16 protein-coding genes are annotated in these 20,329 nt (G+C 70.6%); 9 read left to right on the forward strand and 7 right to left on the reverse strand.

The window, feature by feature from the left end; translation table 11 throughout:
• The first annotated feature begins 416 nt into the window (after positions 1–416).
• Positions 417–866: a PTS glucose transporter subunit IIA gene (locus tag ABZT04_RS42535; protein ID WP_356065080.1), complete on the forward strand. Its 450-nt coding sequence runs from the start codon at positions 417–419 to the stop codon at positions 864–866.
• A 78-nt stretch (positions 867–944) separates the two neighbouring features.
• Positions 945–2,615 (forward strand): phosphoenolpyruvate--protein phosphotransferase, encoded by a 1,671-nt coding sequence (ptsP, locus tag ABZT04_RS42540; protein WP_356065082.1) that lies wholly within the window; start codon positions 945–947, stop codon positions 2,613–2,615.
• A gap of 82 nt (positions 2,616–2,697) precedes the next feature.
• Here the strand turns inward: ptsP and ABZT04_RS42545 are convergent, their stop codons facing one another.
• Positions 2,698–3,594: a hypothetical protein gene (locus ABZT04_RS42545; RefSeq protein WP_356065084.1), complete on the reverse strand. Its 897-nt coding sequence runs from the start codon at positions 3,592–3,594 to the stop codon at positions 2,698–2,700.
• A 64-nt stretch (positions 3,595–3,658) separates the two neighbouring features.
• Positions 3,659–5,626, reverse strand: a complete 1,968-nt coding sequence (locus tag ABZT04_RS42550) for an acetoacetate--CoA ligase (protein ID WP_356065086.1) — start codon at positions 5,624–5,626, stop codon at positions 3,659–3,661.
• A gap of 213 nt (positions 5,627–5,839) precedes the next feature.
• On the opposite strand from ABZT04_RS42550, the gene ABZT04_RS42555 reads away from it, so the two are divergent.
• Entirely contained in the window at positions 5,840–8,209 is a 2,370-nt protein-coding gene (locus ABZT04_RS42555; protein ID WP_356065089.1) for a TIM-barrel domain-containing protein, read from the forward strand.
• Positions 8,210–8,211: 2 nt separating this feature from the next.
• On the opposite strand, the gene ABZT04_RS42560 is transcribed toward ABZT04_RS42555, so the two are convergent.
• A complete protein-coding gene (locus tag ABZT04_RS42560; protein ID WP_356065091.1) occupies positions 8,212–8,748 on the reverse strand; it encodes an NUDIX domain-containing protein in 537 nt (178 codons plus the stop codon).
• Between the two features lie 235 nt (positions 8,749–8,983).
• Between ABZT04_RS42560 and ABZT04_RS42565 the strand changes: the two genes are divergently transcribed.
• The 5 genes from ABZT04_RS42565 to glpK all read left to right on the forward strand — a co-directional run bounded on the left by ABZT04_RS42565 (position 8,984) and on the right by glpK (position 14,942).
• Complete coding sequence (locus tag ABZT04_RS42565) at positions 8,984–9,409, forward strand: zinc ribbon domain-containing protein (protein ID WP_356065093.1); 426 nt, start codon at positions 8,984–8,986, stop codon at positions 9,407–9,409.
• Positions 9,406–10,596 carry a lipid-transfer protein gene (locus ABZT04_RS42570; RefSeq protein ID WP_356065095.1) on the forward strand — a complete coding sequence of 397 codons (1,191 nt, stop codon included), beginning with the start codon at positions 9,406–9,408 and terminating at the stop codon, positions 10,594–10,596. Before ABZT04_RS42565 ends, ABZT04_RS42570 begins: the two co-directional genes overlap by 4 nt.
• A gap of 100 nt (positions 10,597–10,696) precedes the next feature.
• Positions 10,697–12,349, forward strand: coding sequence for a GGDEF domain-containing protein (locus ABZT04_RS42575; RefSeq protein WP_356065098.1), 1,653 nt, complete (start codon positions 10,697–10,699; stop codon positions 12,347–12,349).
• A 333-nt stretch (positions 12,350–12,682) separates the two neighbouring features.
• Positions 12,683–13,408 (forward strand): MIP/aquaporin family protein, encoded by a 726-nt coding sequence (locus ABZT04_RS42580; protein WP_356065101.1) that lies wholly within the window; start codon positions 12,683–12,685, stop codon positions 13,406–13,408.
• 22 nt (positions 13,409–13,430) lie between these two features.
• Positions 13,431–14,942 (forward strand): glycerol kinase GlpK, encoded by a 1,512-nt coding sequence (glpK, locus tag ABZT04_RS42585; RefSeq protein WP_356065103.1) that lies wholly within the window; start codon positions 13,431–13,433, stop codon positions 14,940–14,942.
• 100 nt (positions 14,943–15,042) lie between these two features.
• Here the strand turns inward: glpK and ABZT04_RS42590 are convergent, their stop codons facing one another.
• From ABZT04_RS42590 to ABZT04_RS42605, 4 genes are read right to left on the reverse strand one after another with little or no spacing between them, the layout of a single operon-like run.
• Positions 15,043–15,648 carry an ATP/GTP-binding protein gene (locus ABZT04_RS42590; RefSeq protein WP_327405523.1) on the reverse strand — a complete coding sequence of 202 codons (606 nt, stop codon included), beginning with the start codon at positions 15,646–15,648 and terminating at the stop codon, positions 15,043–15,045.
• Positions 15,649–15,691: 43 nt separating this feature from the next.
• On the reverse strand, positions 15,692–16,087 hold the full coding sequence (locus ABZT04_RS42595; protein WP_355918443.1) for a DUF742 domain-containing protein: 396 nt from the start codon (positions 16,085–16,087) through the stop codon (positions 15,692–15,694).
• Positions 16,088–16,096: 9 nt separating this feature from the next.
• Positions 16,097–16,528: a roadblock/LC7 domain-containing protein gene (locus ABZT04_RS42600; RefSeq protein ID WP_355918446.1), complete on the reverse strand. Its 432-nt coding sequence runs from the start codon at positions 16,526–16,528 to the stop codon at positions 16,097–16,099.
• Positions 16,525–19,383 carry a nitrate- and nitrite sensing domain-containing protein gene (locus ABZT04_RS42605; protein ID WP_356065105.1) on the reverse strand — a complete coding sequence of 953 codons (2,859 nt, stop codon included), beginning with the start codon at positions 19,381–19,383 and terminating at the stop codon, positions 16,525–16,527. Before ABZT04_RS42605 ends, ABZT04_RS42600 begins: the two co-directional genes overlap by 4 nt.
• A 418-nt stretch (positions 19,384–19,801) precedes the next feature.
• Between ABZT04_RS42605 and ABZT04_RS42610 the strand changes: the two genes are divergently transcribed.
• Positions 19,802–20,323, forward strand: coding sequence for a hypothetical protein (locus ABZT04_RS42610; RefSeq protein ID WP_356065108.1), 522 nt, complete (start codon positions 19,802–19,804; stop codon positions 20,321–20,323).
• The last annotated feature ends 6 nt before the right edge of the window (positions 20,324–20,329 follow it).

Below are 20,329 nucleotides of genomic sequence, written 5' to 3' on the forward strand. Positions count from 1 at the left end.
CTGGCGTTGATTTTTGGCACGCTGTTGAGTTCTCAAGGAACGGACGCTTCCTTTGTACTCACCCTCTCGGGCTTTCCTCCGGGCTTCCCTTCGGTGTTCCAAACTCTATCAGTGTTTTTCCGGCCCCCTGACCACCGTCCTGCAGGCATGCAGAAGGTGACCCCGAGATAGGATCTGACAAGTTGGGTGCTGCCAGGCCAAGCAAAGACGCTTGGTCGCGTCGCTCGGCCTCAAGCAGGAGTACGACTGTACATGCGGCCGCAGAGCAGGTGCAAATCGATTAGAGGTGTGGTCTAGACCACTAATCCGGACCTCTCGGGCGGAACCAGTACTACATATGACATACCCTGCTGGACAGTGTGCCGTCCGCAACAAGCAGTGACGGCTCAATCACATATCCACCTCTGGGAGGCTCCATGACCAGCGTGACGTCCCCTCTTGCAGGACGTGCCATCGGACTGGCCGAGGTGCCGGATCCGGTCTTCTCCGGGGCCATGGTCGGCCCCGGTACGGCCATCGACCCCGTACGTGAGCCTTCCGAGGCTGTCTCTCCCGTGGACGGAGTCATCGTCTCCCTCCACCCGCACGCCTTCGTCGTCGTGGACGGCGAGGGGCACGGTGTGCTCACTCACCTCGGTATCGACACCGTGCAGCTCAACGGCGAGGGTTTCGAACTTCTCGTCAACAAGGGCGACACCGTGACCCGGGGCCAGAGTGTCGTGCGCTGGAACCCGGCAGCCGTCGAGGCAGCCGGCAAGTCTCCGGTGTGCCCGATCGTGGCACTCGAGGCCACGGCCGACTCCCTCTCCGGTCTCCGCGAGGACGGCGATGTGAAAGCCGGTGACAGTCTCTTCTCCTGGGAGTGACGTCAGTGCCGTCCTATGACGGTGAGCAGGACAACGACCGCGGCGGCGGGACCCGCCGCACTATCGGAGACGGGTGAGATGGAGACAACGCTGCGAGGCGTCGGCGTGAGCCACGGTGTGGCGATCGGCGAGGTTCGGCACATGGGAACGGCGGTTCTGGAACCGCCTGCCAAGCAGATCCCGGTGGAGGACGCGGAGCGCGAACAGGGGCGCGCCCGCCAGGCCGTGGACGCTGTGGCCGCCGATCTGATGGCGCGCGGCAATCTGGCGGGAGGCGAAGCCCAGGCGGTGCTCGAGGCCCAGGCCATGATGGCCCAGGATCCGGAGCTGATGGCGGACGTGGAACGCCGTATCGCGGTTGGCAGCACGGCCGAGCGGGCCGTGTACGACGCCTTCGCCGCCTACCGTGCTCTGCTGGCGAGTGCCGGTGACTATCTGGCCGGTCGGGTGGCTGACCTGGATGACGTGCGGAACCGTATCGTCGCCCGGTTGCTGGGCGTGCCGATGCCGGGTGTTCCGGACAGCGACGAGCCGTACGTGCTTATCGCTCGTGACCTCGCGCCTGCCGATACGGCTCTGTTGGACCCGACGCTGGTGCTCGGTTTCGTCACCGAGGAGGGTGGGCCGACGAGTCACAGCGCGATCCTGGCGCGGGCGCTCGGTGTGCCGGCCGTGGTGGCGCTGCCCGGGGCCGGGGAGCTGGCCGAGGGCACTGTGGTTGCCGTGGACGGCAGTACCGGTGAGATCTTCGTGAACCCGAGTGATGAGAAGAAGGCCGAGCTGGAAGCCGCGGCTGCCGCGCGCCGGGCCGCGCTCTCCGCTTCCACCGGTCCGGGTGCCACCTCCGACGGGCACAAGGTGCCGTTGCTGGCCAATGTCGGCGGTCCCGCCGATGTGCCGGCCGCGTTGGAGGCGGGGGCCGAGGGTGTGGGGCTCTTCCGTACCGAGTTCCTTTTCCTGGACGACAGCAAGAACGCGCCGTCCGAGGAGAAGCAGGTCGAGGCCTACCGGCAGGTGCTCGAAGCGTTCCCGGAGGGGCGTGTCGTCGTACGGGTGCTGGACGCGGGCGCGGACAAGCCGCTGGACTTCCTGACGCCCGCCGACGAGCCGAACCCGGCTCTGGGTGTGCGCGGGCTGCGCTCGCTGCTCGACCACCCCGACGTGCTGCGGACCCAACTGACCGCGCTCGCGAAGGCCGCCGAGGGGCTGCCTGTCTACCTTGAGGTCATGGCTCCGATGGTCGCCGATCGTGCGGACGCGAAGGCGTTCGCGGACGCGTGCCGGGAGGCGGGGCTGCGGGCGAAGTTCGGTGCGATGGTGGAGATTCCGTCGGCCGCGCTGCGGGCGCGCTCGATTCTGCAGGAGGTCGAGTTCCTGTCGCTGGGGACCAACGACCTCGCGCAGTACACCTTCGCCGCCGACCGTCAGGTGGGTGCGGTGTCGCGGCTGCAGGATCCGTGGCAGCCCGCGCTGCTCGACCTGGTCGCGATGTCCGCCGAGGGAGCGAAGGCCGAGGGCAAGAGCTGTGGTGTCTGCGGTGAGGCCGCGTCCGACCCGCTGCTGGCCTGTGTGCTGACCGGTCTCGGGGTCACCTCGCTTTCCATGGGTGCGGCTTCGATTCCCTATGTGCGGACGGCTCTGGCGAAGTACACGCTGGCGCAGTGCGAGCGGGCCGCGCTGGCTGCCCGGGCCGCGGACAGTGCCGAGGAGGCACGCAAGGCGGCTCAGGCGGTGCTGTCCGGCGAGTAGTCGGGCTGGAGCCGCTGCCGTCGCGCTCTGCCGATCGCGCTTCAGGGGCGCCTCACCAGTGGGTGGGGCGCCCCTGGCGTGTTCAGTGGTGGTGCCCTCCTGTGGTCGGTCCTTCGTCTCCGAGGTCGGGCGGTACGCAGTAGTCGACGCCCGACTCCGGTGGGATGAGATCTCCCGATTCGACGTCGGTGCAGTAGGCGTCGAAGACCTCGCCGGCGGTGAGCGGTTCCAGGCCCTCGCCGCGCAGGCGCCAGCCGTAGATGCGGTCGGCGGTGTCGGGGTTGGTGGTGCGCATGACGAGTCCGCCGGGGTTTCGGGTGGCGATGCCGAGGGCGAGGACCGTGGTGAATTCGAGGGCCTCAGCCTCGTCGAGGTGGGTTGATCCGTCCTCGTCCTCGTCGGCATGGAGGACGGCGACGAGGGTTTCCGGTGTTCCCGAGACGCTGCAGACGAGGTGTCGGTTGCCGGGACCGGCGGTGTCGAGGATGCGGGTGAGGAGGTCGGAGGCCCGGGTGAAGGCCGCTCGGCCGATGTCCTCTCCGCAGGAGGCGCAGGCGCCGAGGCGGGCCAGGAGGGTGGTCGCGTACTCCCAGGTCGCCTGGCGGACGGCCTCGTCGACGAGGGCCGGGAGAAGGTCGGCCAGTGGCTGGCCCTCGTAGAGCAGGGTGGGGCCGGTGGAGGCGAGTTCGGCCGTGAAGCGGGTGCGGCTCGACGGGATGTCGGGGTCGAGGCCGCCGGCGGCGCAGAACTCGGCGTATTCGTCGGGGTCGAACAGGGCCACGCTGGTGTGGTTGCCCTGCGAGGCGCGGCTCCTGAGGAGGGCCTCCACCTGTTCGAGGTAGGCGGTGTGGTCGTCGAAGGTGAAGCTGCGGTAGCGCCGCATGGCGCGGAAGTCCTGCTCGTCGGTCAACAGGCCGATGGTGCCGGCGATTTCGCGGCGCAGAACGCGTCGCATGGTCTGGTGGTCGGTGTGCGCCATGTTTCCCCCTGTTGCGCGGTCGATCAATGCTCACTCACAGTAACCGGCCGCACTGACAGCGTGGTCAGGCGCGTTTGCGGGCCAGGTCCTCGTAGAAGCTCAGGAGGTTCAGGTTGTCGATGGAGCCCGGGTTCACGGCCTTCTCCAGTGGGGTGCCCTGGAGGAGGCGTTTGACGGGTACCTCGATGCGTTTGCCGGTGAGGGTGTGCGGGACACCGGGCACCTCGATGACCTCGTCGGGGACGTGGCGTGGGGAGAGCTGTTCGCGGATGGTCTGCTTGATGCGGCCCAGGAGGGTGTCGTCGAGGACTGCTCCGGAGGCAAGGTGTACGAAGAGGGGCATCCAGTACCCGCCGTCGGGCTGTTCGATGCCGATGACGAGGGATTCCTTGATCTCCGGGAGCCGTTCCACCGCTTCGTAGATGTCGGCCGAGCCCATGCGGACGCCCTGGCGGTTGAGCGTGGAGTCGGAGCGGCCGTGGATGACGACGGAGCCTCGGGAGGTGACGGTGATCCAGTCGCCGTGGCGCCACACTCCGGGGTAGGTGTCGAAGTAACTGTCGTGGTAGCGCGTGCCGTCGGGGTCGTTCCAGAAGTAGATCGGCATCGACGGCATGGGGTTGGTGACCACCAGTTCGCCGACCTCGTCGACCAGGGGTTCGCCGTTCGGGTCCCAGGACTGGAGGTCGGTGCCCAGGCCGGGTGCCTGGAGTTCGCCGATGTACACGGGGAGGGTCGGTACGGCTCCCGCGAAGCAGGAGCAGACGTCGGTGCCGCCGCTGACCGAGGCGATCCACAGGTCGTCGCGGACCTCGTCGTGCAGCCAGCGGAACCCGTCGGGCGGCAGGGGTGATCCGGTGGTGGCGACGCAGCGCACCGTGGAGAGGTCGAAGTCGCGGGACGGGTGCACGCCGGCCTTGCGGCAGGCCATGACGTAGGCGGCCGAGGTGCCGTAGAGGGTGGCTCCGGTGCGTTCGGCCACGCGCCACTGGGCGGCTGTGTCGGGGTACCCCGGGCTGCCGTCGTAGAGGACGATCGTCGTGCCCGTGAGGAGGCCGGAGACGAGGAAGTTCCACATCATCCAGCCGGTGGACGTGTACCAGAAGAAGCGGTCCTCGGGGCCCAGGTCGCAGTGCAGGCCGAGTTGTTTGAGGTGTTCCACGAGGATGCCGCCCTGGGACTGGACGATGGCCTTGGGGAGGCCGGTCGTGCCCGAGGAGTAGAGCACCCACAGAGGGTGTTCGAAGGGGACCTCTTCGAAGACGGGTTCCACGTCCGCCGAGGTCAGGGTCGACCATTCCAGGGCGCCTTCGGGGGCGTCGGTTCCCAGGAGGGGGATGTGGACCACGGCGCGCAGGGTCGGCAGTTCGCGGCGCAGTTCGGCGACCGTGTCCCGGCGGTCGTGCTCCTTGCCGCCGTAGCGGTAGCCGTCGACGGTGAACAGGACGACGGGCTCGACCTGTTGGAAGCGGTCGAGGACGCTGCGGGCGCCGAAGTCCGGTGCGCAGGACGTCCAGACGCCGCCCACGGCGGCCGTGGCGAGCAGGGCGACGACGGCCTGCGGGATGTTCGGGAGGTAGCCGCTGACGCGGTCTCCGGGGCGTACGCCGAGGGTGCGCAGTTCGGCGGCGAGGGAGCCGACCTGGCCGCGCAGCTCCGACCAGGTGACCGGGCGCGGTTCGTGGGTCTCGTCGACGTACAGGAGGGCCGGTTCGTGCGCGCGGGTCGCCGTCGCGCGCAGGGCGTGCTCGGCGTAGTTGAGGGTCGCCCCGGGGAACCAGTGCGCGCCGGGCATCGCGCGGTCGCCGAGCACGCGCGCGTAGGGGGTCGAGAAGCGGACGTCGAACCATTCGGTGACGGCCCGCCAGAACGTGTCGAGTTCGTCGACGGACCAGCGGTGCAGGGCCTCGTAGCCGCCGTCGGCGGGGGCTCCGTGGTGTTCGGCCGCCCAAGACTGGAATTTCGTGACCTGTGCCTGGGCGATGTGTTCCGGATCTGGCTGCCAGAGCGGCAGGGGGTTCGCGGTCGACATGGGGCGGCTCCCGGACTGTGCGCTTCGTGTGCGTCGGTCGCGCACGGGCGGGGGTGTGCGCGTGACGCGGCTGACACGGACGATGCCATGTGATCGACTTCTGCACCAGGGCACGCTCCACATAGTCCGCGCCGTGAAGATGTGGCCCCACCACGGGTGAACGGCAGTTGAACGAAGCGGTTATCCGGGGCGTGTAATGGCAGGGTGAGCAGCATGGACGGTCGTGACCTGGTGCGTTCGGTGAGGGTGGTCGGTTCGGCGGCGGGGGCGGCGCAGGGTTTGCGTACCGTACGGGCGGCGTGGCGCACGAGGCGCGCCGACGCCACCGGGTTGCCGTCGCGTGGGGCGGAGCGCGCCAGGGTGCCCGGGCAGGTTCAGGGTGCGGAGCCCGGGCCTGGTGGCGGGGTTGTCCGGTTCAGCCGTTCCGAGCTGCGGATCACCGTCGCCGTGAACGGGGCCGTCTTCTGGGGCTGGGACGGCTCCGCTCCCGAGCCCTCGTACGCGCTCGGCGGGCGGTGTCCCGAGCCGGATCCCCGGGCCGTCCTGGAGCCGGACAAGGACGGCGGCTGGCGGGTCGTGGCGGAGCGGGTGACGGTCACCGTGTCGCGGCACGGCGCGGTCGAGGTGTGTACGCCCGGAGGTGTGACGCTGCGCCGGGATCTGCCGCCGCGCTGGTGGGAGCCGGTGGGCGGGGGCACGGCACGCTGGATGCAGCGGTCGGAGGTGGCGGCGGACGCCAGGTTCTTCGGTCTCGGCGGGCGCGCGTCGGGCCCGCGCTTGCGCGACGGCACGTACCGGCTGTGGAACACCGACCCCGGGCGGGCCTTCGGGCCGGGTGACGATCCGCTGTACATCACCATGCCGGTGCAATTGGTGGTGGCCGATGCCGCCACACATCTGGTGTTCCACGACACCTCCTGGGACGGCTCGGTGACGCTGCGGGAGGGCGAGGAGGGTGCTGGTTCCGGGCACGACCGGGCGGGGGCGTCCGAGCTGCGGATGGACGGCGGTCCGCTGCGGTGCTGGGTGATGGTGGGCACCCCCGCGCGCGTGCTGCACGCCTGGGCCTCGCTCACCGGTGCCCCCGCGCTGCCGCCGGCGTGGGCGCTGGGGCACCATCACGCGCGGTGGGGTTTCGGCAGTGAGCAGGAGGTGCGGCGGATCGTCGCCGGCTACCAGGAGCGTGGTCTGCCGCTGGACGCCGTCCATCTGGACATCGATCACTACGACGAGCACCAGGTGTTCACCGCCGACCAGGAGCGCTTCCCGAAACTGCCGGTGCTCGCCGAGGAGTTGCGGCGGGACGGCATCCGGCTGGTGTCGATCGTCGACCCCGCGGTGAAGGCCGATCCGGGGAACGCCGTCTACGACAGCGGTAGGGCCGAGGACGCCTTCGTACGGGACGCCTCGGGGCGACTGGTGCGGGGTGTCGTATGGCCCGGGGAGGCTGTTTTCCCGGACTTCACGCACGCGCGTGTGCGGGAGTGGTGGGGTGGGCTCTACGAGGAGCGGCTGGCGCAGGGGTTCGCTGGTTTCTGGCACGACATGAACGAGCCCACGTCGTTCGCCGCCTTCGGGGAGTCGACGCTGCCGCGTTCGGCACGGCACGACCTGGAGGGACGGGGTGGTGACCATCGTGAGGCGCACAACGTGTACGCGCTGTGCATGGCCAGAGCCGCCCATGACGCGCTGCGTGAACTGGTCCCCCAGGAGCGGCCGTTCCTCTTCTCGCGCTCCGGGTGGGCCGGAATGCAGTCCTACGGGGGCACCTGGTCCGGCGATGTGGCCACCGGCTGGCCGGGGCTGCGGGCCTCGCTGTCGCTGGTCATGGGGCTCGGGTTGTGCGGGGTGCCGTACTCGGGTCCTGATGTGGGCGGCTTCGACGGGAGTCCCTCGCCCGAGCTCTATCTGCGCTGGTTCCAACTGGGCGCGTATCTGCCGCTGTTCCGCACCCACGCGAGCCTGCGGGCGGGGCGGCGGGAGCCCTGGGAGTTCGGTGCCGAGGTGCTGGAGCACGCGCGCGTGGCGCTCGTCGAACGACGCCGGCTGCTGCCGTACTTCATGACGCTGGCGCATCTGGCGCGGCGGACCGGGGCGCCCTATGTGCGGCCCCTGTGGTGGGGCGCTCCGGAGGATCGGGCGCTACGGGAGTGCGAGGACGCGTTCCTGCTGGGCGACTGTCTTCTGGTGGCGCCGGTGCTGGATCCGGGGTCGGACCGGCGTGCTGTGCAGTTGCCGCGGGGGCGCTGGTACGACACGGAGACGGAGCGGGCGTACGAGGGGCCGGCCCAGATTCTGGTCGACGCCCCGTTGTCGCGGATTCCGGTGCTCGCGCGCGCGGGTGCCGTTCTGCCGGTGCGGGGCGCGGACGGCGGGCTGGAGCTGGAGGTGTGGGCGCCCGCCCGCGGACGGACCGGGGACGGGCTGGTGGTGCCGGATGCGGGCGACGGCTGGGACGAGCCGGAGATCGAGCGGTACGTCGCCCGCTGGGCGGGCCGGCGTCTGGTCGTGCAGCGGGAGGGGGAGAACGGCGTGAGCACGCCGTCCTACCCGGTGCGGGTACGAGGGCTCGGTGCGGGCTGACCTCAGATGTACCGGCCCTCGAACCAGGCCCTGACGGCCACCGTGTGCAGCGGGAACGCGAGTTCCTCGGGCCTGCGCAGGAGGTGCCAGCCTTCTGTCTCGTCGGTGGCGACGGACTGGGGCAGGCCTTCGACGGGGCGCTCGGGCAGGACGCCGAAGAGCAGGAGGTGGCCGTCGGGCGAGCTGATGGCGTCGACGAGCCGGACGTCGCGGCTCGCGGCGTCGATGCCCGTCTCCTCCCGGAGTTCGCGGACGAGGGCCTGCCGCCAGTCCTCGCGGTGGTCGACGTAGCCGCCCGGCAGGGCGATGCCCCCGCGCGCGGGGGCGATGGTTCGGGTGATGACCACCAGGGCGGTGCCCTTCGTGTCGTACACGGGCTGGAGTGCGACGGCCACGGGCAGCGGGTTGCGGTAGGCGACGGTGCCGCAGACCGGGCAGGTGCGGGGCCAGCCGGTGACGCCCTCTCCGTAGGGCGATCCGCAGCTCGAACAGTGGGAATCCGGCGCGGAGTTGGGGACGGAGGCTTGAGTTTCGGACACCCGGCGGACTGTATCCGATCAAGCGGAGGGACTCTTTCCGGGGGCCGCGCGAGTGAACGGGAGACGGCCGGAGCCACCCCCGTGGGCCCCGGCCGTCCCTCCCGCTATCACGACGCCGTAGGCGGCTCCATGGTTCACCGAAACGCCCTGCTCATTTTCCGTTGCCCGTGGCACACTTCTGACGTTCCGTCAGATCCAGTGCTGTGGAGGGACGTTGTCGCGGACACGCACACCTGTGGTCACCGATTGGTTCACCGGGGACGGGGACGAATTCCGGCTCCTCGGCACGCGCTGCTCGGCGTGCGCCTCGGTCTTCTTCCCCCGTGAGGACGGCCACTGCCGCAATCCGGCCTGTCGGGGCGGCGAGTTGGAGGAGGTCCCGCTGTCGCGGCGCGGCCGCGTCTGGTCGTACACGGACAGCCGTTACCGGCCACCGTCACCGTATGTGAGCGACCCGGAACTTCCGTGGGAACCGTACGCGTTGATCGCTGTGGAGCTGGAGTCCGAGCGGATCGTGGTGCTGGGACAGGCGGTTCCCGGGATCACCGTCGTCGATCTGACGGTGGGCATGGAGGTGGAGGTCGTCCCCGGTGTGCTCAGTGAGGACGCGGAGACGACCTGGACGACCTGGCACTGGCGGCCTGCGGGGGTGGCGGAATGACGGAGGACGTGGCGGTGCTCGGCGCGGGCATGCACCCCTGGGGCAAGTGGGGGCGCGGCTTCGTCGAGTACGGGACGGCGGCGGCCCGCGCGGCGCTCGCCGACGCCGGCCTGGAGTGGCGGGAAGTCGGCTCGATCGTCGGCGCGGACACGGTGCGTGGCGGATATCCGGGGTATGTGGCGGGCGCGACGTTCGCGAAGGCGCTGGGCTGGCAGGGCGCCCGCGTGGCGAGCGTGTACGCGGCCTGCGCGTCCGGGGCCCAGGCCGTCAACGCGGCCCGCGCACAGCTCCTTTCGGGGCTCGCGGACGTGGTGCTGGTCGTGGGCGCCGATGCCGCGCCCAAGGGGTTCTTCCGACCGGCCGGCGGGGAGCGGCACGACGATCCGGACTGGCTGCGCTTCCGGGTACTGGGGGCGACGAATCCGACGTACTTCGGGCTGTACGCGCGCCGGCGGATGGCCCTCTACGGGGACACGCCTGAGGACTTCGCCCAGGTGAAAGTGAAGAACGCGGCCCTGGGGGCGCTGAATCCGTACGCGCGCTACCGCAAGCGGGTCTCCGCCGAGGAGGTCGCCGCGTCGGCGGTGGTCGCCGATCCGCTGCGGCTGCTGGACATCTGCGCCACCTCGGACGGCGGGGCCGCTCTGGTGCTGTCGAGCATGGAGTTCGCGCGCCGGCACGGAGCGGCGGACCCGGTCCGGATCCGGGCGGTGTCCACGGTGACGCCGCGCTATCCCAACACGGTGCTGGACCTCCCGGACATCGCCACGGACTCCGCGGCGGCCGTCGCGCCGCCGGACGAGACCTTCAGGGCGTCGATCGCGCGCGCGGCCTACGAGGAGGCGGGCATCGGCCCCGAGGACCTCTCCCTGGCCGAGGTGTACGACCTGTCCACCGCCCTGGAGTTGCAGTGGTACGAGGACCTGGGGCTGTGCGGCGAGGGCGAGGGCGCCAAGCTGCTCCGGGAGGGCGCGACGGCCCCGGGCGGTCGTATACCCGTGAACGCGAGCGGGGGGCTGGCCTCCTTCGGGGAAGCGGTTCCGGCGCAGGCGATCGCCCAGGTCTGCGAACTGACCTGGCAGTTGAGGGGCGCCGCGGGTGACCGGCAGGTCGCGGGGGCGCGGGTGGGGATCACCGCGAACCAGGGGCTGTTCGGGCACGGGTCGGCGGTGATCGCGGTGCGGTGAGCGGTGGAGTGCCGTTCACACCGTGTGATCGACCGAAGGGGCTGCGTGAACGTCTTATGAACTGGGCCTGGGCGTACGCCGGTGGCGTCATCATGCTGCCGTGCGCTCCTTGACGGACACTCTCCGCTTCGCCTTCCAACCGGTGGTCAATCTGACCACCGGAGGGATCGCCGGGCTGGAGATACTCGTCCGCCCGGAGACCGGCGACATCCTGGCCGAGGCCCGCCGCGATCCCGAACTCGACGGCAGGCTGGCCGTGTTGGCGGTCCGCGCCGCCGCGCGCAAGGAGACGCTGCTGCCGCTGCACATCAATGTGTTCGCCGGCACGCTCGCCGACCTCGGCGGGCTCACCCCGCTGCACCGCGCGGTGCGCGAGGCGGGACGGCTGCCGTGGGAGGTGACGGTCGACATCGTCCCGCCGTACACGCACGTGCCGCAACGGGCGCTCCTGGAGGCGGTTTCCGAGCTGCGGGCCCAGGGGTTCCGGGTCTGCGCGGACGGCATCGGCGACGGTGACGTACCCCTGCGGCTGCTCACGGATCTCGCGCCCGACCTGGTGAAGCTCGACGCTTCGCTGCTGGAGCGGCCGGCCGCGGTGCGGGCCATGCGGACCCTCTGCGACGAACTGGGCGCCCTGTTGTCCGTGGAGGGGGTGGAGACCGAGGCGCAGTGCGCGGCCGCGCGGGCGGCCGGGGCCCAGTTGGCGCAGGGGGAGTTGTTCGCGCCGCCGACGCGGGTTCCGGCGGCGGACGTATACGTTCCGCCGCGCCCGCCCGGGCTCGCCGCGACACCGTTGTCGGGGCCGTGGGTGCGGGAGTTCGTGCGGCCCGCCGCGCTGCTGCCCGACACCGCGTCGGCCGGTCAGGTGCGGGCGCTGCTGACCGGCTCGCCGGACGTGTCCGGAGTGCTGCTCGTGGACCGGGAAGGGGTGCCGGTCCGGTCGGTGCACCGCTCCCGCTTCCTGCTGTCGATGTCGGGGCGCTACGGCCACGCCCTGTACGCCGACCGGCCCGCGGCCAAGCTCGGTGACGTGCCCCGGACGGTCGGCGTCGACGCGAGCGTCTGGGAGGTCCTCGACGTCGTCGCGGTCGGCGACCGGGACCGTACGTCGGACGATGTGGCGGTCGTCGACCGGTACGGGCGGTGCGTGGGCGTCGTACGACTGGCGGATCTGGTGCGGGCGTTGGCCGAGACGCGGGTGGAGGAGGCCGCGGGTCTCAATCCGCTCACCAGGCTGCCCGGTTCGGACGCGATCACCGGTGAGGTGGACCGGTGGATCGCGGAGGGGCGGGCGTTCGCGCTGAGCTGGCTGGATGTCGACGACTTCAAACAGGTCAACGACGGAGCCGGGTTCGCGGCGGGCGACGAGTTGATCCGCTCGTTGGGGCGGGCGCTGCAGCGGGCGGCGTCCGGGCACGCGCGCGTGGGGCACATCGGCGGGGACGACTTCCTGGTGCTCGCCGATCCGGAGGGACTGGAGCCGCTGGGCACCACGGTGCTGGACGTGCCCTGGGAGGCGGGCGGCAGGGCCGTGACGCTGTCCCTGGCCACCGTCCTGTGCCTACCGGGCAGTGTGACCGACCACCGGCAGGCCGCCGCGTACCTGGCGCCGCTGAAGAAGGCCGCGAAGGCGCTGGACGGGACGAGCTGGGTGCTGAGCCAGGCCGGGCTGGGCGAGTACGAGATCCTGCGCGGATCGCCGGCGGCGCCTCTACGGGCCGACCGAACCACTGCGGAGTCCCACGGGCACTGAGCCGGCCCGGCGGCTTCCCAGGGGGCTCCAGGGGCCGTCAGGGCGGGTGTCACCGATGCCGTCCGCGACCTTGACGCTCCCTGGGCACCGGTGAACACTTCCCGGTGTCGGTCGACATCGCCGTACATTCTCGGCGTACCAGGCACTGTGCCGCGCGGGCTCCCCCGCGCTCAGGCCCACTCCCCACGGGCGGTCTCGGCTGCGACGGCACGCTCGTCACGGACGCCGGGCGGGGCGCGGGACCCTCCCTGCCTTCGGCTGAAGTCGCCAAGGGAACCGCACCCTGCACGGAGGACCGGGGCCGACGTCCCGGGCCAGGGCCTAGGAGCCGCCATGAGCAATGGAGACATATTCGTCGGTGAGATCATCGGCACCGCGATCCTGATCCTGTTCGGCGCCGGAGTGGTCGCCGCCGTCGTCCTGAACTACTCCAAGGCACAGAACGCCGGTTGGATCGTCATCGCCTTCGGCTGGGGCTTCGGTGTGATGGCCGGGGCCTACACGGCCGCGCCGCTGTCCGGCGGGCAGCTCAATCCGGCGGTCACGATCGGCATCGCCATCGACACCGGCAAGTGGGACAAGGTCCCGATCTACATCGCGGGGCAGATGGTGGGCGCCATGCTCGGCGCGGTGCTGTGCTGGCTGGTCTACTACGCGCAGTTCCAGGCCAACGCCGAGGAGGAGATGGCGCAGCCCACGCTGGGGATCTTCTCCACGTCGCCCACGATCCGCAACGTCGTGGCGAACCTGATGACGGAGATCATCGCGACCATCTCGCTGGTCCTGCCGATCCTGGCCTTCGGGCTCACCAAGGGACTGGGCCAGTCCGGCACGGCGGTGCTGGTCGTGTCGTTCCTCGTGGTCGGCATCGGTCTGTCGCTCGGCGGGCCCACCGGATACGCCATCAACCCGGCCCGCGACCTGGGCCCGCGCATCGTCCACTCGCTGCTCCCGATCCCCAACAAGGGGACCTCGGAATGGAGTTACGCGTGGATCCCGGTGATCGGGCCGCTCATCGGCGGGGCGCTCGCCGGAGTCATCTTCAACGCAGCCTTCTGAAGGACACGACAAAGGGGTCGTCATGACGGACAGGTTCGTCGCCGCAATCGACCAGGGCACCACCTCCAGCCGCTGCATCGTCTTCAACCAGGACGGCGCGATCGTCGCCGTCGACCAGCGTGAGCACCGCCAGATCTTCCCCAAGCCGGGCTGGGTGGAGCACGACGCCACCGAGATCTGGTCCAAGGTGCAGGCGGTGGTCGCCGGGGCGATCGCCAAGGCGGGACTGCGCGCGGACCAGCTCAGCGCGCTCGGCATCACCAACCAGCGGGAGACGACGGTCCTCTGGGACCGCGCCACCGGCAAACCCGTGCACAACGCGATCGTGTGGCAGGACACCCGTACCGCGGCCCTGTGCAACCAACTCGGCGGCTCGGACGGGCAGGACCGTTTCCGCGAACAGACCGGACTGCCGCTCGCCAGCTACTTCTCCGGCCCGAAGGCGGCCTGGCTGCTCGACAACGTGCCCGGCCTCAGGGACCGCGCGGAGCGCGGCGAGATCGCCTTCGGCACGATCGACTCCTGGTTGATCTGGAACCTCACCGGCGGCACCGACGGCGGCCGGCACGTCACGGACGTGACGAACGCCGGACGCACCATGCTGATGAACCTGGAGACCCTCCAGTGGGACCCGTCCATCCTCGCCGCGATGAACGTGCCCGAGGCGATCCTCCCCGAGATCAGGTCCTCCGCCGAGGTCTACGGCACCGCGGTCGGCCAACTCGCAGGCGTGCCCGTGGCGTCGGCGCTGGGCGACCAGCAGGCGGCCGTGTTCGGGCAGGCCTGCTACGACGTGGGCACCGCGAAGAACACCTACGGCACGGGCAGCTTCCTGCTGCTCAACACCGGTAATCGGCCGGTGCCTTCGAAGAACGGGCTCCTCACGACGATGGGCTACAAGATCGGCGACGAGGCGCCGGTCTACTGTCTGGAGGGCTCGATCGCCATCACGGGCGCGCTCGTTCAGTGGTTCCGCGACCAACTGGGCATCATCCGCAGCGCCGACGAGATCGAGTCCCTCGCCGCGAGCGTGGACGACAACGGCGGCGCGTACATCGTGCCCGCGTTCTCCGGTCTGTTCGCGCCCTACTGGCGCTCGGACGCGCGCGGTGTCGTCACCGGGCTGACCCGGTACGTCACCAAGGGGCACCTCGCTCGCGCGGTCCTGGAGGCGACGAGCTGGCAGACGCGGGAGGTCGTGGACGCCATGTTCCAGGACTCCGGGGTACAGATCACCACCCTGAAGGTGGACGGCGGCATGACCAAGAACAACCTGCTGATGCAGCACCAGGCGGACGTTCTCGGGGTGCCGGTGATCCGGCCCAGGGTCTCCGAGACGACCTGTCTGGGCGCCGCCTACGCGGCCGGGCTCGCCACCGGTGTGTGGAGCGGCCTGGACGAGTTGAAGTCGCACTGGCAGAAGGACGTCGAGTGGACGCCGTCCATGGAGTCGTCGGTACGGGACCGCGAGTACCACAACTGGCGCAAGGCCGTGGAGAAGAGCTTCGGCTGGCTGGAGGAGGGCGACAACTAGGCACACACGCGTGCGTGGTCGACGAGGCACACGCGCGTGCCTCGTTCCAGGAGCCGCGGCCGGTACCCCTGTCGGCGGGGGTACGGGCCGCGCCCGCGCCTCAACTGGTGACGCTCTGGCGGCGCTTCGCGCCGTAGGCCATCGCGTGTTGGACGACCTCGATGAGAACCTCCTTGACCGACGCCCGGTCGCGTGCGTCGCACAGCATCAGGGGTACGTCCTCGTCGAGGTCGAGGGCCTGGCGTACGGCGTCCACCGGGTAACGGTCGGCGCCCTCGAAGCAGTTGACGCCGACGACGAACGGGATGGAGCGCCGCTCGAAGTAGTCGAGGGCGGCGAAACAGTCCTCCAGGCGGCGGGTGTCGGCGAGGACGACGGCGCCCAGCGAGCCCTCGGACAGCTCGTCCCACATGAACCAGAACCGCTCCTGCCCGGGCGTGCCGAACAGGTACAGCACCAGGTCCTCGCGCAGGGTGATGCGGCCGAAGTCCATGGCCACGGTGGTGGTGTGCTTGCCCTCCACACCGCTGGTGTCGTCGACCGGACGCCCTGCCTCGGTGAGTAGTTCCTCCGTGCGCAGCGGCCTGATCTCGCTGACCGCGCCGACGAGGGTGGTCTTGCCCACGCCGAAGCCGCCGGCCACCAGGATCTTGAGCGTGACGGGCTCGACCGGAGGCTTGCCGCGCTCAGAACGCCCGAAGATCATCGATCTGTTCTCCTGCTTGATGGGGGTGAGGTCGGGGGGCCGCTTACAGCGCCCGGAGGCCGGTGATCACGTCGCGCAGAATACTCTCGTCCACCAGTTCGGCAGGGGGTACGGGCCGCGAGACATGGACGAGTTCCTCGTCGACGAGGTCCCCGATGAGGACGCGTATCACGCCGATGGGCAGGTCGAGTTCGGCGGCGAGCTCGGCGACCGACTGCGGGGCGTCCCGGCAGAGACCGACGATGTCCACGTGTTCCGGGGACAGCGTCTGGTCCGCCTCCGAGTCGTCCGTCCGCGCCTCCGCGATCACCACCGCGATCAGGTCGAGGCGGTGCTGGGCCGCACTGGTGGTGCGGCCGCGCGTCATCGCGTACGGCCGCACGACCGGCCCGGCCTCGTCGTCGAACCAGTGGCCTCTTCCCTGACCGTCTTTGCTCATGTCACTTCACTACCCGCCCAAGGACAGATCGGTGCGCGGAGCGGCGCCCAGATGCACACCGACCCGCTTCACGAGCAGCGTCATCTCGTAGGCGACCTGGCCGACGTCCGAGTCCGCGTCCGCGAGGACGGCGAGGCAACTGCCGTCACCGGCCGCCGTCACGAACAGGAAGGCCTCGTCCAGCTCGACGACCGTCTGCCGCACGCTGCCCGCCTCGAAGTGGCGGCCGACGCCCTTGGCGAGGCTGTGGAAACCGGAGGCCACCGCGGCCAGGTGCTCGCTGTCCTCCCGGGTCAGATCCTGGGACACGCCGGTGGCCAGGCCGTCGCCGGAGAGCACGATGGCCTTGCGGATGCTGGCGACGCGTTCGACGAGGTCGTCGAGGAGCCAGTTCAGCCCGCGCTCGTCGCCGCTGTGGCCGGTCGCCTTCGGTGCGGTCATCGACCGTCCCCCTTCGTTCCTTGTGCTGTGCCGCCCTGGGCGTCGTCGCCCTCGGCGTTCTCCTCGCGGCCGCGCTGCCAGCCGCGCTGCAGCGAGGCCATGCGGCTGCGTACCTCGTCGGCGTCGCGCTCGGCGACCTCCGCCGGGGTCGCGGCGTGCCGCTCCGGGGTCTGTTTCAACTGGGGTGCCAGGTTCGCCTGGCGTACACGTCTGGGCAGCGCTCCCAGGTCGGGCCCGGTCCGGTTCTGCGAGGTGTCGGAGTCCGGGCCGCTGGACGCGATCTCGGCACGCCGGGTGCGCCTGGGAAGGGCGGGCGTGTCGGGCGGCTCGGCGCGGCCGCGCCCCGGGGAGGCCTGGGCCGCCGCGGATTCGGCGCGCCCGCCGGGCACGTCGGTACGGCGACGGAGCGGGGTGTCACCGCGACGGCGGGCCGGCAGCGGTGCCGGGCCGTCCGCCTCGGGTCCGCCCAGGGCCGGGGCCGGTGCGGGGCCGTCGAAACCGCCGTCTCCGGAGTCCTCCGGGTCCCGTCGGGAGCGCTGCTCCACGACCGGGCGTCCATGGGAGCTCACGAGCTTGGGCGTCCGGCGCCGGGGCAAGGGCAGCGGTTCGCTCCGGTGGTCGTCCGCGGCCGCTCCGCGCGGCCCGTCATGCGCCTCGGAGACCTGCTGGTGCTGCTCGACAGGGCGGACGGGGGTGAGTTCGTCGCGGTGGGCGACGGAGCGGCGCGGGCGGAAGATCCCGCCGTGCTCACCGTCCTCGTCGTCGAGCGCGTCGGGGAAGCCTTCGAGACGGTCCAGGTCGACCGGGGCTTCGAGTTCGACCGGGCCGTCCAGGAGGGCGGGCGGAACTCCCGGCAGCTTCGCGGGCACGTGGGAGAGCGCGGAGCGGCGGCCCTCCTCCAACTCGGCCTCCTTCGTCGGCTGCGGCCGGTCGAGGCGGAAGCCGATGCCGTTGGTGTCCGGGATCTCGTCGCTCAGCAGGGCGTCGGGGATGAACACGACGGCGGTGGTGCCGCCGTAGGGCGAGGGCTGGAGCGAGACGCGGACGTTCTGCCGCTGCGCGAGCCGGCTGACCACGAACAGGCCGAGCCGGTCGGTGTCGGAGAGTTCGAACTCCGGTGTCTCGGCGAGCCGGAGATTGGCGTCCAGGAGTGCTTCGGCCGCCATGCCGAGGCCCCGGTCGTGGATCTCCAGGGTGAAGCCGTTGGCGACCCGCTCCCCCACGACCTGGACGGCGGTGTGCGGCGGGGAGAACACCGTGGCGTTCTCCAGGAGTTCGGCGACGAGGTGGGTGAGGTCCGCTACGGCCGGGCCGGTGACGGCGATGCGCGGCAGCCGGCGGACCTCGATGCGCTCGTAGTCCTCGACCTCGGCGACGGCCGCGCGGACGATGTCCATGAGCTGGACCGGCTTGCGCCACTGCCGGGACGGGGCGGCACCGGAGAGGATCACCAGGCCCTCGGCGTGGCGGCGCATCCGGGTGGTCAGGTGGTCGAGGCGGAACAGGTCGGCGAGTTCGTCGGTGTCCTCGGTCCTGCGCTCCATGGTGTCGAGCAGGGTGAGCTGCTTGTGCAGCAGGACCTGGCTGCGGCGGGCGAGGTTGACGAAGACCTCGGAGACACCGGAGCGCAGTTCGGCCTGTTTGACGGCGGCTTCGACGGCGGCCCGCTGAAGGGTGTTCAGGGCCTGGCCGACGTCGCCGATCTCGTTCCTGTCGTACTCCAGGCGCGGTACCTCGGTCTCCACGTCGACCACTTCGCCCACGGACAGCCGGCGCATCACGCTGGGCAGCCGGACTCCGGACGCCTCGTGGGCGTCCAGGCGCAGTTGGCGCAGGTCGCGGATGAGGCCGCGGCCGATGCGCACGGACAGGAAGAGTGAGAACAGGAGGGCGATCAGACCGAGAACGCCGGCGACGGCGGCCTTGAGGATGACGTTCATCGCGACCGGGCGGACGCGGTCCTGATAGCGGTCGTTGGCCTGGTCGTCGAGGGTGGCGAGTTTGCTGAGCACACCGCCGGCCGCGGTGTTCCAGGTCTGTGCGGTGACGTTGCGGGGCTCGCCGGACGTGGTGGACGCGGCGGCCTGTTCGGCCACGCGCAGCGGGGCACTGGCCGCGTTCGTCCAGAAGCGTTCGAAGTGGTCGCGCTCCGAGGACGGCAGCAGCGGCAGGTTGATGTCGTACAACAGCGTGCGCTGGGCGACGAGGTCGGAGATACCGCGGGTCTCGTCCCGGGTGAGCTTGCCGACGATCAGGGAGGAGCCGAGCAACGCGTCCTCGCGGGAGAGGAGTTCACGCGCGCGTGCCAGATTGACCAGGGCGCGGTACTGCTTGTCCATCTCGACGTTGTCGACGACGTGGAGGTTGGACAGCAGCACGTAGCACGGGTCGACGAGGTGGTTGTAGAGGCCGAGGGTCTGGCCGCGGTTGACGGTGCCGTCCTCGACGCTGCGGCGCAGGGACGCGAGGCCGTCGAAGGCGTCCAGGACGGCGGAGACACGGCTGTCGGTGGCCTGGCCCATCGCGTCGCGGACGTCCGGGTTCTCGGCGTTCCGGCGGATCTTGGCGACGGCCTTGTCGGTCGCGGCACGGCTGCGTCTGAGGTCGGTGAGCCCGTCGGCGGCGCGGGGGTCGGCGAGATAGACGAGCGACTGGCGGCGTTCCTGCTGGATGACGCGGACGGTGTCCTCTGCGGGATAGCCGATCTTCTCGACGACCGACGACACGTTGAACAGGGCTCCGGCCGCCCGGCCGGTGAGGACCGTGGCGAACGCCCAGATCGCGGTCAGGGACACCAGCGGCACGAGAAGGAGCGCCACGATCTTCCGGCGGATGGACTTCCCGCGAAAGCGCATGGCCTCCCCCTGCTGGCCCCCCGCCGACCGGGGGTACACATGTGCGTCAACAAACGGCGCGAGCCTACTACTGACACACAGGTAACTCGAAGAGCTGTCCGGAGCGTGAACTTCCGCAAGAGCGCTGAGAGATGGGGAGTTGTCCGGGCATTGGGGGAGATTGCCGCCCCGATTCAGCCGGGATCACCGGACCCGATCGGATCGGGCCAGTTGGCCAGTTGGCCGGATTTTTTCGTCCGTTGGGAATCTTCGTGGCAAGTTGTTCGTCTTTCTCTACGGGAAATGGGGGCGGATCCGGCCACAGGAGCCGCATCCGCAACTGGGCAGCGTAAAACAGCGCAAGCCGGGCACCCACTGGGGAGCCGAAGTCTTCGGACTCCGGAACGAGTGGTCTACCGGCGACGGGGAGGACACCTTGATGGGCACGGCGGAGCGGCAGGAGTCGCTTGAGGACGGCGGGGCGGCGCGATCGACGGAGCGGCCGCGACGTGAGGCACCGGATCACGACATTCCGTCGGACGGCGGCATGAGGGCCGAACAGCCGGAGTACTACCGGCCGTTGTGGATCGAGGAGCCCGCGCGTCGGCGCCGGTTGCCGGATCCGGTGCGTACGGCGGCCGTGCGGGCGGTCATCATCATCGCCGTGACGCTGATGCAGGCGACGGTGGCCTTCCTGTGCACGATGGCCGGGTCCTGGCTGGCGTTCCCCATGGTGATCAGCAGCGTGGTCAGCACGGTGGTGGCCACCTGGGGCGCCCTCGACGTCTGGGTGACCCGCCAGATGTGGAACCAGCGCAACGGCGTGATCTCGGAGCCCAGCAGCACGGCCAGGGCCCTCCGCCGCGAGCGGCGCCGGGCCCAGCGTCAGGCGCGGACCGCCGAGCGCGCTCAGGAGCGGACCGCCCGCAAGGGCGGCGCCGGGCAGGTGGCCCACTCCTGAGCTTCT

The sequence above is a fragment of the Streptomyces sp. NPDC005492 genome, assembly GCF_040605995.1.
Lineage (GTDB): Bacteria > Actinomycetota > Actinomycetes > Streptomycetales > Streptomycetaceae > Streptomyces.

Excerpts from the sequence above, each read along its gene's own strand:
- ABZT04_RS42570 (WP_356065095.1), top strand. The coding sequence starts at position 9,406 with ATGACGGAGGACGTGGCGGTGCTCGGCGCGGGCATGCACCCCTGGGGC.
- ABZT04_RS42605 (WP_356065105.1), bottom strand. The coding sequence starts at position 19,383 with ATGCGCTTTCGCGGGAAGTCCATCCGCCGGAAGATCGTGGCGCTCCTT.
- ABZT04_RS42550 (WP_356065086.1), bottom strand. The coding sequence starts at position 5,626 with ATGTCGACCGCGAACCCCCTGCCGCTCTGGCAGCCAGATCCGGAACAC.
- ABZT04_RS42590 (WP_327405523.1), bottom strand. The coding sequence starts at position 15,648 with ATGATCTTCGGGCGTTCTGAGCGCGGCAAGCCTCCGGTCGAGCCCGTC.
- ABZT04_RS42600 (WP_355918446.1), bottom strand. The coding sequence starts at position 16,528 with ATGACCGCACCGAAGGCGACCGGCCACAGCGGCGACGAGCGCGGGCTG.
- ABZT04_RS42535 (WP_356065080.1), top strand. The coding sequence starts at position 417 with ATGACCAGCGTGACGTCCCCTCTTGCAGGACGTGCCATCGGACTGGCC.
- ABZT04_RS42580 (WP_356065101.1), top strand. The coding sequence starts at position 12,683 with ATGAGCAATGGAGACATATTCGTCGGTGAGATCATCGGCACCGCGATC.
- ABZT04_RS42545 (WP_356065084.1), bottom strand. The coding sequence starts at position 3,594 with ATGGCGCACACCGACCACCAGACCATGCGACGCGTTCTGCGCCGCGAA.
- glpK (WP_356065103.1), top strand. The coding sequence starts at position 13,431 with ATGACGGACAGGTTCGTCGCCGCAATCGACCAGGGCACCACCTCCAGC.
- ABZT04_RS42555 (WP_356065089.1), top strand. The coding sequence starts at position 5,840 with ATGGACGGTCGTGACCTGGTGCGTTCGGTGAGGGTGGTCGGTTCGGCG.
- ptsP (WP_356065082.1), top strand. The coding sequence starts at position 945 with ATGGAGACAACGCTGCGAGGCGTCGGCGTGAGCCACGGTGTGGCGATC.
- ABZT04_RS42595 (WP_355918443.1), bottom strand. The coding sequence starts at position 16,087 with ATGAGCAAAGACGGTCAGGGAAGAGGCCACTGGTTCGACGACGAGGCC.
- ABZT04_RS42610 (WP_356065108.1), top strand. The coding sequence starts at position 19,802 with ATGGGCACGGCGGAGCGGCAGGAGTCGCTTGAGGACGGCGGGGCGGCG.